The sequence below is a fragment of the Exiguobacterium aurantiacum genome (assembly GCF_024362205.1).
GTDB lineage: Bacteria > Bacillota > Bacilli > Exiguobacteriales > Exiguobacteriaceae > Exiguobacterium > Exiguobacterium aurantiacum_B.
The window spans coordinates 2,876,209-2,889,288 of sequence record NZ_CP101462.1 but is presented as its reverse complement, the minus strand read 5'-3'; the positions used below and the strand labels follow the sequence as shown (position 1 = coordinate 2,889,288).

General features: G+C 51.6%; 12 protein-coding genes. 8 read left to right on the top strand and 4 right to left on the bottom strand.

Annotated features, from left to right (window positions below):
* Entirely contained in the window at positions 1–1,446 is a 1,446-nt protein-coding gene (locus NMQ00_RS15045) for a glycoside hydrolase family 1 protein (RefSeq protein WP_255177327.1), read from the top strand.
* A 112-nt stretch (positions 1,447–1,558) separates the two neighbouring features.
* Here NMQ00_RS15045 and NMQ00_RS15040 read toward each other — a convergent pair whose 3' ends face one another.
* On the bottom strand, positions 1,559–2,926 hold the full coding sequence (locus tag NMQ00_RS15040) for an IS1182 family transposase (RefSeq protein WP_214794160.1): 1,368 nt from the start codon (positions 2,924–2,926) through the stop codon (positions 1,559–1,561).
* Positions 2,927–3,285: 359 nt separating this feature from the next.
* On the bottom strand, positions 3,286–3,720 hold the full coding sequence (locus tag NMQ00_RS15035) for a DUF6188 family protein (RefSeq protein WP_255177326.1): 435 nt from the start codon (positions 3,718–3,720) through the stop codon (positions 3,286–3,288).
* Between the two features lie 240 nt (positions 3,721–3,960).
* Here NMQ00_RS15035 and NMQ00_RS15030 point away from each other — a divergent pair, with 240 nt between their 5' ends.
* Both NMQ00_RS15030 and NMQ00_RS15025 read left to right on the top strand, forming a co-directional pair.
* Complete coding sequence (locus NMQ00_RS15030) at positions 3,961–5,478, top strand: sensor domain-containing diguanylate cyclase (protein WP_255177325.1); 1,518 nt, start codon at positions 3,961–3,963, stop codon at positions 5,476–5,478.
* Positions 5,475–5,969, top strand: coding sequence for a hypothetical protein (locus NMQ00_RS15025; protein ID WP_255177324.1), 495 nt, complete (start codon positions 5,475–5,477; stop codon positions 5,967–5,969). Before NMQ00_RS15030 ends, NMQ00_RS15025 begins: the two co-directional genes overlap by 4 nt.
* Before the next feature lie 39 nt (positions 5,970–6,008).
* On the opposite strand, the gene NMQ00_RS15020 is transcribed toward NMQ00_RS15025, so the two are convergent.
* The gene (locus tag NMQ00_RS15020) at positions 6,009–6,881 is read right to left on the bottom strand and encodes an ROK family protein (protein ID WP_255177323.1); all 873 of its coding nucleotides are present in this window, start codon (positions 6,879–6,881) and stop codon (positions 6,009–6,011) included.
* Between the two features lie 13 nt (positions 6,882–6,894).
* Complete coding sequence (locus tag NMQ00_RS15015) at positions 6,895–8,679, bottom strand: type I phosphomannose isomerase catalytic subunit (RefSeq protein WP_255177322.1); 1,785 nt, start codon at positions 8,677–8,679, stop codon at positions 6,895–6,897.
* A 141-nt stretch (positions 8,680–8,820) separates the two neighbouring features.
* On the opposite strand from NMQ00_RS15015, the gene NMQ00_RS15010 reads away from it, so the two are divergent.
* From NMQ00_RS15010 to NMQ00_RS14990, 5 genes are all read left to right on the top strand, one after another.
* Positions 8,821–9,117, top strand: a complete 297-nt coding sequence (locus NMQ00_RS15010) for a PTS sugar transporter subunit IIB (RefSeq protein ID WP_255177321.1) — start codon at positions 8,821–8,823, stop codon at positions 9,115–9,117.
* A 4-nt stretch (positions 9,118–9,121) separates the two neighbouring features.
* Positions 9,122–9,466: a PTS sugar transporter subunit IIA gene (locus NMQ00_RS15005; RefSeq protein ID WP_255177320.1), complete on the top strand. Its 345-nt coding sequence runs from the start codon at positions 9,122–9,124 to the stop codon at positions 9,464–9,466.
* 23 nt (positions 9,467–9,489) lie between these two features.
* Positions 9,490–10,800, top strand: coding sequence for a PTS cellobiose transporter subunit IIC (gene celB / locus NMQ00_RS15000; RefSeq protein WP_255177319.1), 1,311 nt, complete (start codon positions 9,490–9,492; stop codon positions 10,798–10,800).
* A gap of 32 nt (positions 10,801–10,832) precedes the next feature.
* Positions 10,833–12,257, top strand: coding sequence for a glycoside hydrolase family 1 protein (locus NMQ00_RS14995; RefSeq protein ID WP_255177318.1), 1,425 nt, complete (start codon positions 10,833–10,835; stop codon positions 12,255–12,257).
* An 80-nt stretch (positions 12,258–12,337) separates the two neighbouring features.
* Positions 12,338–13,066, top strand: a complete 729-nt coding sequence (locus tag NMQ00_RS14990) for a GntR family transcriptional regulator (protein ID WP_255177317.1) — start codon at positions 12,338–12,340, stop codon at positions 13,064–13,066.
* The last annotated feature ends 14 nt before the right edge of the window (positions 13,067–13,080 follow it).

Sequence of the window (13,080 nt, the reverse complement as noted above, 5' to 3'; positions counted from 1 at the left end):
ATGAAACAAGTAGCGAAGAACTTTTTATGGGGTGGCGCCACTGCGGCGAACCAATTTGAAGGCGGATACCAAGAAGGTGGCAAAGGACTGTCGATTGCGGATGTGATGCCGGGCGGCAAGGACCGAATGGAAATCATTCATGACCCGACATTCGATTTCGAGTTGCATGACGAGTACACATACCCGAACCATGAAGGCATCGATTTCTATCATCACTACAAGGAAGACATCGCCCTCTTCAAAGAGATGGGCTTCAAGACATTCCGCATGTCGATCGCTTGGTCGCGCATCTTCCCGAATGGAGATGAGCTCGAGCCGAACGAGGAAGGGCTCAAATTCTATGACCGCGTCATCGATGAACTCGTCGCACAAGGAATCGAGCCACTCGTCACGATTTCACATTACGAGTTGCCGCTCCACTTGGCGACAGCATACGGGGGTTGGCGCGACCGTCGCCTCGTGACATTCTTCGAGCGTTATAGTCGTGTCTTGTTCGAACGTTACCAAGGCAAGGTCAAGTATTGGCTTACGTTCAACGAAATCAACGGGGCCCAATTCATGCCGATGCTCAGTCTCGGGATGGCAATCCGTGAAGGGGACGACCAGTTGCAATTGACGTACCAAGGATTGCACCATCAACTTGTGGCAAGTGCCCTCGCGACAAAAGCGGCGCGGGAAATCGATCCGTCGATGCAAATCGGCTGCATGCTCATCGCGGCACCGGTCTATCCATACAGTTCGAACCCGGAAGACGTCTGGTACGCGCATGACGCCGAGCGGATGATGAACTTTTTCTGCGGCGATGTTCACGTCCGCGGTGAATATCCGTCGTTCGCGAAACGATTCTTCCGTGAGAATGGGATTGAACTCGTGATGGAAGACGGGGACCTTGAGACGCTGAAGGCGAACACGGTCGACTTCTTCTCGCTCAGCTACTACATGTCGCGTACCGAGAAAGCAGAGAAGACAGAAGACGAGGCAGCCGGGAACATCATGAGCGGAGTGAAAAACCCTTACCTGAAAGCGAGCGACTGGGGTTGGGAAATCGATCCGATGGGACTTCGCGTCATTTTAAACAAGCTGTACGAGCGCTATGAATTGCCGCTCTTCATCGTCGAGAACGGTCTCGGGGCTTATGACAAGGTCGAAGCAAATGGTTCGGTCCATGACGATTATCGGATTGAGTACTTGCGTGACCATTTGAAAGCGATGGTGGAGGCGATTGAAGACGGTGTCGACGTCATCGGCTATACGAGCTGGGGCTGTATCGACCTCGTCAGCGCATCGACCGGGGAGTACAGCAAACGTTACGGCTTCATTTATGTCGATAAGCATGACGACGGGTCAGGGACACTCGAGCGTTCGCGCAAAGATTCGTTCTTCTGGTATCAAGACGTCATCCAGACGGACGGGGCGAGCTTGTTCGAAGATGAGAAAGTAAAATAAAAAAGAGCGGCTGCGGCCGCTCTTTCAGATTGTAGACAAAGTCACGTTTCAGGCGAACTGAAACGTGACTTTGTCGTTTTCGGGCCTTGAGGCGCTCTGCCCGAGCCCCTTTTCAGGCGGGCTGGGCGTTCTTCCATGCCCAGCCCGCCATCTTCTTAAGATTGAGGGCAGCAAAAGTAAGCATCGCCTGCATTGAAACTTTTTCAAGTCCCCGATAACGGGTCCAACGCATGCCATGCTTCTCTTTTGCGTCCGCGAACACGCGCTCGACCGTCTGTTTACGACGGTCATAGATGTTGCGGTTCAATTCCGTGTGGCGGAGGTCTTCGACCTCGTCCATATAGGGTTGCCAGAGGTGCCGCTCGATGATCCGCTGGTGCTTCTGGCTCTTCGTGCACTGCTCGAGCAGCGGGCAGTTCACACAAACCGCAGGATTCGAGACGTACTTGCGTTTCCCCTCGCGCATCGTCGTGCTGTACGTTAATAACTCGTTGTTTGGGCAGATGTAGACGTCATGGTGCTCGTCGTAGATGAAATCCTTGGTCTTGAAGGCGCCCTTCTTACCCTTCGGGCGGGTGTATGGGAAGACCGGCAGGATCCCACGGTCAATCAGCAGCTTGGCAATGGCCGGATTTTTATAGGCGGAGTCGGCGGCGACGGCGAACGGTTGAATCAGGCGGTCGGAGACCTTGTCGAGCAGATCGGGGAACGCTACACTATCGTGCACGTTACCCGGTGTGACGATAGCACCGAGCACGAACCCATGGGCGTCGCTCGCCGCATGGACCGAGTAAGCGAACTGCTTCTCACGCTCACCCTTCACGTAATATCCACTCTCAGGGTCTGTCGTGCTGACCTTGATTTCCTTCGTCTCCTCCGCCTGATTCTTTTTTGGCCCTAAGGGCTTCTTTCCACTTTCTTCGCGGTCTCGCTCGACCTCGGCATCGAGTTGTTCTTGATAGTGCTTCACCTCTTGCCGGACGGTCTTCTTGACGAGCTTCCGCTTGTTTGCGTTCGCTTTGACGTGTGTCGAGTCGACGAATAGGACGGCACGATCGATGAACCCTGCGTCAGCAGCCTGTTCAAGGATATGATAGAAGATGTCGTCGAACAAGCTCGTGTACTGGAACCGACGCACATAGTTCTTCCCGAACGTCGAGAAATGTGGCACCTTGTCCGTGAACCCGAACCCGAGAAACCAACGGTATGCGACGTTCGTCTCGATCTCACGAATCGTCTGTCGCATGGATCGGATACCGAACAGGTACTGAAGGAAGGCCATCTTGATCAGGACGACAGGGTCGACGCTTGGCCGGCCACGGTCCTCAGAATATAAGTCCTCCACGAGCGGATAGATGAACTCAAAGTCGATCACCGCCTCGATTTTTCGGACCAGATGGTCCGCTGGCACAAGCTCGTCGAGCGTGACCATTTCCAGTTGTGTCCGATTGGTTTCCGATTCTGTTGATTTCCTGATCATCCGATTCGCCTCCATAACTGTTTCTATATCTCCCATTATAAAAAAGCGACGACGTTACGAAAAGAGGGATTGATGCGTGGGCCGACTGCGGGCACGCGAGACTTCCAGGGGATTAGCAAGCAAAGGGAGACCCAGCAGCGACAAAGTCGCGATGCGGCTCCCTGCTTGCCCCCAGAAAAGCGAGCTGTGCCCGGTCGGGCAAATAAAAAAGACTGCAGACAATGTTTTGTCTACAGTCTGAAAGAGCGGCTGCGGCCGCTCTTTTTCTTATGACTTCGTGACTTTGCGCAACACGATGATGGCGAGACTGACGCCACCGGCAATCAACATATACGTGAGTATCTCCGTCCAGGCTGCCATCAGACATCCTCCTCCGCGAAGACGGCCAAGTCTCCTTGAGGCATGGCGACGAGTAAAAAGTGCTCGCCTCCGAGCGGGCGGGCGTCCCCGGCCTGCCAACTCTCGTACTGCTCATGATAGCCATTCACGAACAGGACGGCTCCGGATTCAAATGACAGTTCAAGGTGGGGGTTGTCTTCAGATAATCGAATGGAACAGACACGTTCGCGCCGGAGTCCGACGAGGTGTTGGAGTTGTTCATCTTCATTGAACGATGGGCCCGATGAATGGACGTACCAAGGTCCCTCGATCGAGAGCCATGACTCGTTGTCATCTCGTTTAAAGTAGAGTAGGTGATGATTTGGACCGGAACCGAAGTCGATTCCGACGAAGGAAGACGCGTTAAATAGGTGATGTAAAATCCGTGTAGCTTCTAGATGTTCGGTACGGGTCACGCTTCCACCTCGCTTAAATGGGTTAATTAATTCCATCATTCCACGTTACTCTACTAAAGTAAACGAAAGGATTATGTGAAATCACTCATATGAGACGTGGAGTAAAGACGTTCGACATCTTATGGAAAATACTTCAAGGAACTTAAAAGTTTGGTCAGTGATTGGACAAATTCAGTCCCGCCTTCGGGGATTCGATTTATAATCATATATACAGATGATTCGATGAAACGAGGGGTAACCATGGTTTATGGCTTATTGATTGGCGGTATCGTCCTAATTACCATCGTCCTCAACATCCTCCGGTTGATGACGACCCCCGCCCTGAATCGCTGGTTGCTCGCCGGGGCGAGCAGCCTCGTCGTGATTTGGCACGGGGTGTTATTCGATTTTTATGATTTACATTGGTCCGTGCTGTTATTGATTATGACCGGCCTCGTCTGTTTTCATTGGAAAGGCATGACTGTTGCAATCATGGTCAGCTGGCTCTTAGTATACAGCCAATCCGGGATATTATCCTTTCCACTGTTGCTTAGTTATGTTTTCTTCGGGCTAGGAGCCGCGCTGCTCTTTGGTTACGTCAACCAATTGAAGCGAGAGCGCTCAGGTCGATTGCGGATGTTGACGGCGAGTTCTCGTCAATTGAACGTGTTTCGGGAAGTTAGTTTTACGATGCAAGACACGCTCGATCCGGACCGGTTGCTACAGACAATTTTGACGTCTGTGACGGCGGGGCATGGTCTTGGCTTTAACCGTTCCATCATCTTTTTCGCGGATTTGGAAAAAGATAGCATTTATGGTGTCATGGGAACGGGACCGATGAATCCGGAAGACGGGTTTCAAATTTGGGAAGAAATCACCCGACAACATTATGATCTTCAAGGTCTGATTGACGAAAAAGAGACGGACTCGTCACACGATGAGCAGTTGAATGAACGGATTCGGAAAATGACGATCCCGTTTCATGGCAACCACCTGTTCAAACAGACACTCGATTCGGGTCGGCCGCTCCATGTTTATGCGAGCATCACCGACGATCCGGTGTTGCGCATGCTACATACTGATTTACAAATGGATGAATGCACGATTTTCCCGCTTCACCATCAAGGCATTCCTTACGGACTCCTCGTCATCGATAACGTTGTCAATAAAAAGCCGATCACCCCTCAAAAGATTGACAGTGTCCGACCGATTGCGGAGCAAGCCTCGCTCGCGTTGCACCAGACGATGTTGTACCAGCGGATCGAGACGTTGGCGCTTCGTGACGGTTTAACGCGTCTGAAAAACCACCGCTCGTTCGAACAGGACTTGGACGTCTTGTTCCGAGAGTGCGAAACGGACGAATTGTCACTCATCGTCATGGATATCGACCATTTCAAACATTACAATGACACGAACGGCCATTTGGCTGGAAATGAGTTACTCACACGACTCGCGAGTGTCATTCGGCGGAGCGTGCCGGATGAACAGATGGCGTATCGGTTCGGGGGCGAAGAGTTTGTCGTCCTGTTGCCGCAGTTCGATGAAGTCGAGGCGTCGCATGTGGCGGAGACGATTCGTACGGCCGTGCTCGGAACGAACTTCACGCACGGGGAACGACAACCGGGCGAGCGATTGACGCTCAGCTTTGGTGTCGCTTCGAAGCACACGCTTCACGAACAGTCACGCGAACGGTTGATTGAGTGCGCCGACCAAGCGCTATACGCGGCCAAATCACGAGGTAAAAACCAAGTCTGCCGCTGGGAAGGGGTGCCGCTATGACCGAATTCAGTGTCATGATCATGACCGTCGCGTTTATCGCGACCATCCTGTTTACGAGTCGGCCCAGTTATCGATTTGTCACGGGGCGTGTGGCCAAACGACACGCGGAGGGACTGGGTGTTTCGCTGAAAGACGTCGCGTTCTCGTTTGACCAAATGGTGTACTTCATCGCCCTGCCGACGACGATTCCTGAAGTGCGGGATGCGATGAAAGAGGAGCTGGTCGTGGAACCGTATTATGAATCCTATTTCTTTCCCGATGTGAACGGGGTTCAAGTCTCCGTGAAGGCGGAGGATGTGATAGTCCCAGTCGCCTATTTGCCAATCGATGACTTTAGTCTCCCCGTGTTAGATCGGCATTTGGAAGCGGGGATGATCGATGAACGGGTCAATCGAACGATTCGGGCCCACATGATTGTCCATGAACGTACGCTCGAAGCAATACGGGACGAGGTGTACCATCACCTTCATGAAAATCGACTAGCACAATAAAAGGGTTTCAATCACGCTGAATCGTGACTGAAACCCTTTTTACTTGGCTAACATGTGAAACCGTGCCGCACCAATCAAGTTGGCCTCGTTGAAGTGGGCGCATGTCTCGACGTCGATACGGAACGTCCCGAACGCGTCGCAAAGCGCGTCCAAGTGTCGCTTGATGCCATCCCGCACTTCAGGACGCCGGCTGATGCCGCCACCAATCAAAATCCGTTCCGGGTCAAGCCCGAACTGGAGATTGTAGATGCCGATCGCGTTCCAGCGGTAGAACCGTTCCAATTCTGTTTGGATAATCGGTTCAGTTTGAAGCGCGAACACATCTTTTCCGGTAAGCAGACGTCCGAGTTGCTCGCTGCATCGATGGACGAGAGCGGCGGTGGCGCCGATTTTACTCCATGTCCCATCTGGATGGGGAAGAGACGGGTCGAGAATCCAGTAACCGAATTCACCACCGTGGAAATGTGAGCCGATCATGAGGACGTCCGAATCGACGAAAGCTCCGCCGATGCCTGTTCCGATAACCACGGTCGCATAGCGTTTCACGGATGCGGCCGCACCGGTCCACCCTTCCGCGAGCGCGGCCGCATTGGCGTCGTTCAAGACGGTGATAGGCAGGGCGTAGCGGTCTTCGAACGGCTGTAGGAAAGGACGATTATGGATATACGGCAATGCGCTGATTCCATGAATCACACCGGTTGTCGAGTCGACAGAGCCGGGCGCACTGAAGGCGATGCCGTCGAGAGGGGCCTCGCCGGTCGCTTCGTTAAAAATTACATCGATTTGTTCGAGCAAGCCGTCCCACGTCGCTGGGGTTGGGACGTGTTTGTTCGACAGGAGGTTTCCGTCGGATTGGACGACTCCGTATTTAATACTGGTACCACCAATATCGATGGCTAAATAATGTTGCATCTCTTTTCACTCCTTATGCCAAGAACGCGGCCCCGATGACGCCAGCGTCGCCATGCAGTTGCTGCAGGACGAGGGGGGTCGCTCCTCTCAAATGAGGGTATACTCGCATCGCGACCGCGTCTTGTAACTGATTCCAGTATAACGGAGCCGAAGCCGTCACGCCTCCTCCAAGAATGATGACGTCAGGATCGACCGTGTGGATGATATTGGCGAGACCGGTCGCTAAATCCTCGACGAACGTGCTGCGTTCGATTTCGTCTGTCAAAAGCGTCATCGAATCAGTCATTCCTTTAGTGCGGGCACGTTCGTGAAGTGCCGTTCCGCTCGCATGCGTCTCCAGCGCTCCGACGTTCAGCGTCGGATGTGCTGGTCCGTCCGTACGAATGATCATATTGCCGACTTCTCCGGCGCTACCGTGAGCCCCGCTAATCAAATTTTGCTTATAGACGAAACCGCCGCCGATACCTGTGCTGACCGTGACGTAAAAGACGGAGTCGACATGCCGACCAGCCCCGAACTTCGCTTCGGCGAGTGCCGCCGCATTGGCATCATTCTCTAACGTGACAGGTAGACGGAGGAGACTGCGCAACGGCTCCACAATCACTTGGTGATGCCAGTTCGGGAGGTTCGGCGGGGTCAAGAACGCACCTCGTTTTAAGTCGAGCGGACCAGGAGCCGCGATGCCGACGTGCGTGATGTCATATTCGAGTTGGAATCGTTCGACGGCAAGCTTGATTTGGTTCAACAAAGTGTCGAGTTCAAGGTGGGGCTGTGTTTTAAACTTATATTGCTTTTCGACATGCCCGTCCGTCGACACGATGGCGACGCGTGTATTCGTGCCGCCCAAATCGATCCCGATGCGGGCCTTTTGTTTGGTTGGAGATGATACACCAGTGACGAGACAAACGGCTGTTCCATCCAAATGAAACGACTGGTGTGCCGGTAGCAGTAACGTGGCACCCATACCGAAAAACAATCCATCCATCTCAAGTGTCCCTTCGACGACCGAGAGCAAACGGAACGTGTCCGTCGAGACGGATTCTTCGCGTTCGATCGTCCATTTTTCGACGAAGAAATACCGATTGCGCGTCAACTGCGTCCGGAAATGATCCAGTGACAGGACAGGTTCCACATAGTCGAGATGTGGTGCGAATGCGGCACGTGTCCCTTGATTGACGTGGAGATCACGTGTGTGTCCGGTTGTTGGTTCAGTGCGTCCGTAATCATAGAGACGGTACGTCGTATCCGAACTCTGTTGAATTTCGAGAACAGATACGTCTTTCGTCAAAGCGTGGACGGTCCCGGCCGGCACGTATAGAAAATCGCCGCGGCTGACAGGTTTTCGAATCAAGCCGGACATCACATTACCGGTTTCGAGCGCCTGCTGCAACGTCTCTTTCGACTCAAAGGTGTGCCCGTAAATGATTTCTCCCCCTTCGGGCGCGTCGAGGATATACCAACATTCATTCTTTCCATACGGTTGATGTTCGAGTGACTGCGCCAACTCGTCATCAGGATGCACTTGAATCGATAAGTCATCGTTCGGGTCAATCCACTTGATCAATAACGGAAACTCAGGCGCATCGATACCGAATAGTTCACGATGCGTGTCGTACAGTTCGCTTAGTGTCGTCCCAGCGTATGGTCCGGCAGTCACGATTGAACTGCCTTGTGTCAACGCTGAAGCGGTCCAAGCTTCGCCAATCGAGGCTTCATCAAAACAAAAACCAAAACGCTTTAAGCGGTCTCCTCCCCAAAGACGATATTGATAATGTGGCTGTAACGGGATGATGTTCATCGTCAATTCCCTCACTCTCATTTGTTATCATATACACTTTTAAATTTAAAAACTAAACAAACTTTAAATCAAGTATAGACATGAAATTAATCATGTGTATAATAAAAGTTGTAAACGATTTCAAAAAAGGAGTGATTGAACATGAAGAAAGTATTACTCGCTTGTAGTTCAGGAATGTCGACGAGCCTGCTCGTCACGAAAATGCAGCAACACGCGGCGTCAATCGGGGACGAAGCGAAAATTTGGGCAGTCGGTCAAGACCAGGTCGGTAAGGAGATGGAAGAAGCGGATGTCATCCTCATCGGACCGCAAATGCGCTTTTTGCTCGACAAATTGAAAGCGCAAACATCGAAACCGGTCGAAGTCATCGATATGATGGCCTATGGAACGGCAAATGGGAAAGCGGCATATGAGCAAGCAATTCAATTGATGGGGTGAAGTCATGGAAGGAACGGAAGAGTTAACGTTGGAACAGATGGCGTTCATGATGATTTTGCATAGCGGGAACGCACGGAGCACGATTCAAGAAGCGATTCAAACGTATAAGAACGGTTCATACGAGGCGTTTGAAGCGAAACTGACAACAGCACGTGAACAGTTAAAAGAAGCGCATCAGACGCACTTCGCTCAAATTCAGAAAGAGGCGAACGGGGAGAAGACGGACATGTCGCTGTTGCTCCTTCACGCCGAAGACCATCTCATGTCGACCCAGACGATGCTCGATTTGACGGCTGGCTTGATCGAGATGATGGAGCAAAAGATTGTAAATCCTAATCAAGAAGGGTGAATCCTATGTCACAGGACAACAAAATGTTCTTATTGATCAGCAAGTTGCTCATGCCGATGGCGACTTACTTGAACAACAGTCGGTATTTGCAAGTATTACGGGATGCGTTCATGCTCGCGTTCCCGATTACGATGTTCGGTTCAATCGTCGTCGTCATTGCCAACTTGCCGTTCTTAGACAAGTTCATGTCGGAAGGGACGCTGAATGCGTTCAAATCCTCACTCGGTAACGCCCCGTCGGCCACGATGGGCATCATGTCAATCTTCGTCGTTTTCGGTATTGGCTATTATCTTTCGAAAAGTTACAACGTCGAAGCCGTCTTCGGTGGAGCGATTTCGCTCGTATCGTTCCTGTTGTTGACACCGTTCCTGATTGAAGTCGAAGGCATGACAGAAGCGGTCGGTAACGTCCTCCCGCTCGATCGTCTTGGCGCCAAAGGAATGTTCCTCGCCATGATCACCGGTTTCCTCTCCGGGGAGATTTATCGGTTCGTCGTTCAAAAGAACTGGACGATCAAAATGCCAGACGGCGTACCGCCGGCGGTGGCGAAGTCGTTCTCGGCGCTCGTACCGGCCTTGTTGACGCTCACTGTGTTCTTGCTCCTCAACATCGGTGTGACGAGCTTGTTCAATACGAACTTACATGACGTCATCTTCAACGTCGTCCAACAGCCGCTCGTTAAATTGGGTAACGGTCTCGTCCCAACATTGATTGCCATCTTCTTCGTTCAATTGTTCTGGTTCTTCGGGCTGCATGGACAAGTCATCGTCAACTCGGTCATGGATCCGATTTGGAATACGTTGTCGCTTGAAAACTTGAACGCGTACACGACGACCGGAGAAGTACCGAATATCATCAGTAAACAGTTTGTTGAAATCTATACGGTCGGCCTTGGTGGATCGGGATCGACGCTTGCCGTCATCGTAGCGATTTTGTTGTTCTTGAAATCGAAGCAGTTGAAACAAATCGGGAAACTGTCACTCGGACCAGGGATCTTTAACGTCAACGAACCAGTCATTTTCGGTCTGCCGATTGTCATGAACCCACTCATCATGATTCCATGGATTGTTGCTCCGCTCATCACGGTCACGGTCACTTACTTTGCGATGTCGACAGGGCTCGTCCCGCCGCCGACAGGGGTCGCGGTACCTTGGACCGTCCCGATGTTCATCAGCGGGATGATGGCGACGAACTCACTTGCCGGCGGATTGTTGCAACTCGTCAACTTCTTGATCATCTTGGCGGTGTGGTTCCCATTCCTTAAATTTATTGACCGTTTGAATGTGAAGAAAGAACAGGAAGAAGCCGCTAACCAGAAAGACGAAGCGGTGTGAATGAGAAATAGAGAGTAAGGGAGAGCGAGTTTATGACGAACCCGACAGAAACGAAAACATCAGCAGCAGTGACATATCAATTCCCGACCGATTTTTGGTGGGGGACGGCATCTTCGGCGACGCAAATGGAAGGTGCGGCGTTTGAAGGTGGCAAAGGCTTAAATATTTGGGATTACTGGTATATGCAACAACCGAACCGATTCTTCAATGGCGTCAGCGCGACCGAGGCATCTAACTTCTATCATTTGTACGAGCAAGACATCGCGCTCATGAAGGAGCTCGGGCATAACACGTTCCGTTTCTCAATCTCGTGGTCGCGTCTATTCCCAGAAGGCGTCGGTGAGGTGAATGAAGAGGCGATCACGTTCTATAACAACGTGATCAATTGCCTCATCGATCACGGCATCGAGCCGTTCATCAACTTATATCACTTCGACATGCCGATGGCGCTTCAAGACCGAGGCGGCTGGGAATCACGTGACGTCGTCGACGCTTACGTGCAGTTCGCGAAGACGTGTTTCGAGCTTTTCGGCGACCGTGTGACGACGTGGTTCACTCATAACGAACCGATCGTACCGGTCGAAGGTGGCTACTTGTACGATTTCCACTATCCGAACGTCGTCGATTTCAAGCGTGCCGTCCAAGTCGCTTACCATTCGATTTTATCGAGCGCGCTCGCCATCCAGGCGTATCGGGAGCAGGGACAATCCGGTCAAATCGGGATCATCCTGAATTTGACACCGTCGTATCCGCGCAGCCAACATCCGGCCGATGTGCAGGCGTCACGCTTGGCCGACGCCATCTTCAACCGCTCGTTCTTGGACCCGTCCGTGCTCGGGACGTTCCCTGAAGAACTCATCGACGTATTACAGGAACAAGGCGCGATGCCGGAGATGCAATCTGGAGACTTGGATCTCATTCGGGCGAATACGATCGACCTCCTTGGCATCAACTACTATCAACCTCGTCGGGTCAAGGCCAAAGCGTCGCTTCCGAATCCTGATGCGCCGTTCCTGCCTGAGAATCTGTTCGACTTCTATGAGATGCCGGGTCGTAAGATGAATCCATACCGTGGTTGGGAAATTTATGAGCAGGGTGTCTATGACATCTTAATCAACTTGAAAGACAACTATGGCAACATCCCATGCTTCATTTCTGAGAACGGGATGGGCGTTGAAGGGGAAGAGCGTTACCGTGATGCCGATGGCAGCGTCCAGGACGACTACCGGATTGACTTCATTCGTGAGCATTTGAAATGGACGCATCGGGCGCTCGAAGAAGGCGCGAACGTGAAAGGGTACCACTTATGGACGTTTATGGACAACTGGTCATGGAGTAACGCTTATAAGAACCGTTACGGGTTCGTCGGTGTCGACTTGACAACCCAGGAACGAACCGTCAAAAAATCTGGTCATTGGTTCAAACAAGTGATTGCCAATCATGGATTTACAGAATAATAGGAAAAGCTGACAAGGACCTACTCTTTGTCAGCTTTTTTTGATATATTATTTATATATGTCTATACATGAGGTGGAATATGTCTACAAAGAAAAAACCAAAATATGAATCGATTGCTGATGAGATTCGACATCGCATCAATGAACATGCTTATGAACTCGAAACGCCACTCCCGGACGAGATTCAATTGGCGGAAGAGTTTGGTGTCAGTCGTATGACGATGAAGCGCGCCCTTGAGATTCTCGTGATGGAAGGCTTGATTTATCGGAAACGCGGCAAAGGGACGTTCATCTTGCCGGCCAGCTTCCAAAAAGAGCGCATCAACATCATCAGCAAAGAGACGAGAGGATTGACGCAGGTCATCGGCGACCGTAGTCTGCGCAGTGAAGTGCTCGACTTCGAAGTAAAATTCCCGACCCAGGAAGTTGCCGACCATTTAATGATTGAGTTGACGGAGCCGGTCTATGAGATTCGCCGTGTCCGCTATGTGGACGAAGAGCCTTACGTCATCGAATTGACGTACATGGTCGCCAATCTAATTACGGGACTGTCACGCAAAATCTTGGAGAAGTCGGTCTATAGTTACATCCAGCAGGAGCTCGGCTACACAATCACGAGCTCACACAAGATGATTCGGGCCGACAAGCCTGACGAGTATGATCAACGTTACTTGAAGAATGACATTACCGATCCAATCATCGAGGTCGAACAAGTCGTTTACTTGAGTAACGGGAAGCCGTTCGAATACTCATTCGCTCGACACCGCTATGACAAGTTCGTCTTCTCTTCGGTCAATATCGTTCGGTGACGTCGCCTGAAAAG

Bases quoted from the DNA above. Each gene is read 5' to 3' on its own strand.
- NMQ00_RS14990 (WP_255177317.1), top strand. From the start codon at position 12,338: ATGTCTACAAAGAAAAAACCAAAATATGAATCGATTGCTGATGAGATT.
- NMQ00_RS15045 (WP_255177327.1), top strand. From the start codon at position 1: ATGAAACAAGTAGCGAAGAACTTTTTATGGGGTGGCGCCACTGCGGCG.
- NMQ00_RS15010 (WP_255177321.1), top strand. From the start codon at position 8,821: ATGAAGAAAGTATTACTCGCTTGTAGTTCAGGAATGTCGACGAGCCTG.
- celB (WP_255177319.1), top strand. From the start codon at position 9,490: ATGTTCTTATTGATCAGCAAGTTGCTCATGCCGATGGCGACTTACTTG.
- NMQ00_RS15030 (WP_255177325.1), top strand. From the start codon at position 3,961: ATGGTTTATGGCTTATTGATTGGCGGTATCGTCCTAATTACCATCGTC.
- NMQ00_RS14995 (WP_255177318.1), top strand. From the start codon at position 10,833: ATGACGAACCCGACAGAAACGAAAACATCAGCAGCAGTGACATATCAA.
- NMQ00_RS15020 (WP_255177323.1), bottom strand. From the start codon at position 6,881: ATGCAACATTATTTAGCCATCGATATTGGTGGTACCAGTATTAAATAC.
- NMQ00_RS15025 (WP_255177324.1), top strand. From the start codon at position 5,475: ATGACCGAATTCAGTGTCATGATCATGACCGTCGCGTTTATCGCGACC.
- NMQ00_RS15015 (WP_255177322.1), bottom strand. From the start codon at position 8,679: ATGAACATCATCCCGTTACAGCCACATTATCAATATCGTCTTTGGGGA.
- NMQ00_RS15040 (WP_214794160.1), bottom strand. From the start codon at position 2,926: ATGATCAGGAAATCAACAGAATCGGAAACCAATCGGACACAACTGGAA.
- NMQ00_RS15005 (WP_255177320.1), top strand. From the start codon at position 9,122: ATGGAAGGAACGGAAGAGTTAACGTTGGAACAGATGGCGTTCATGATG.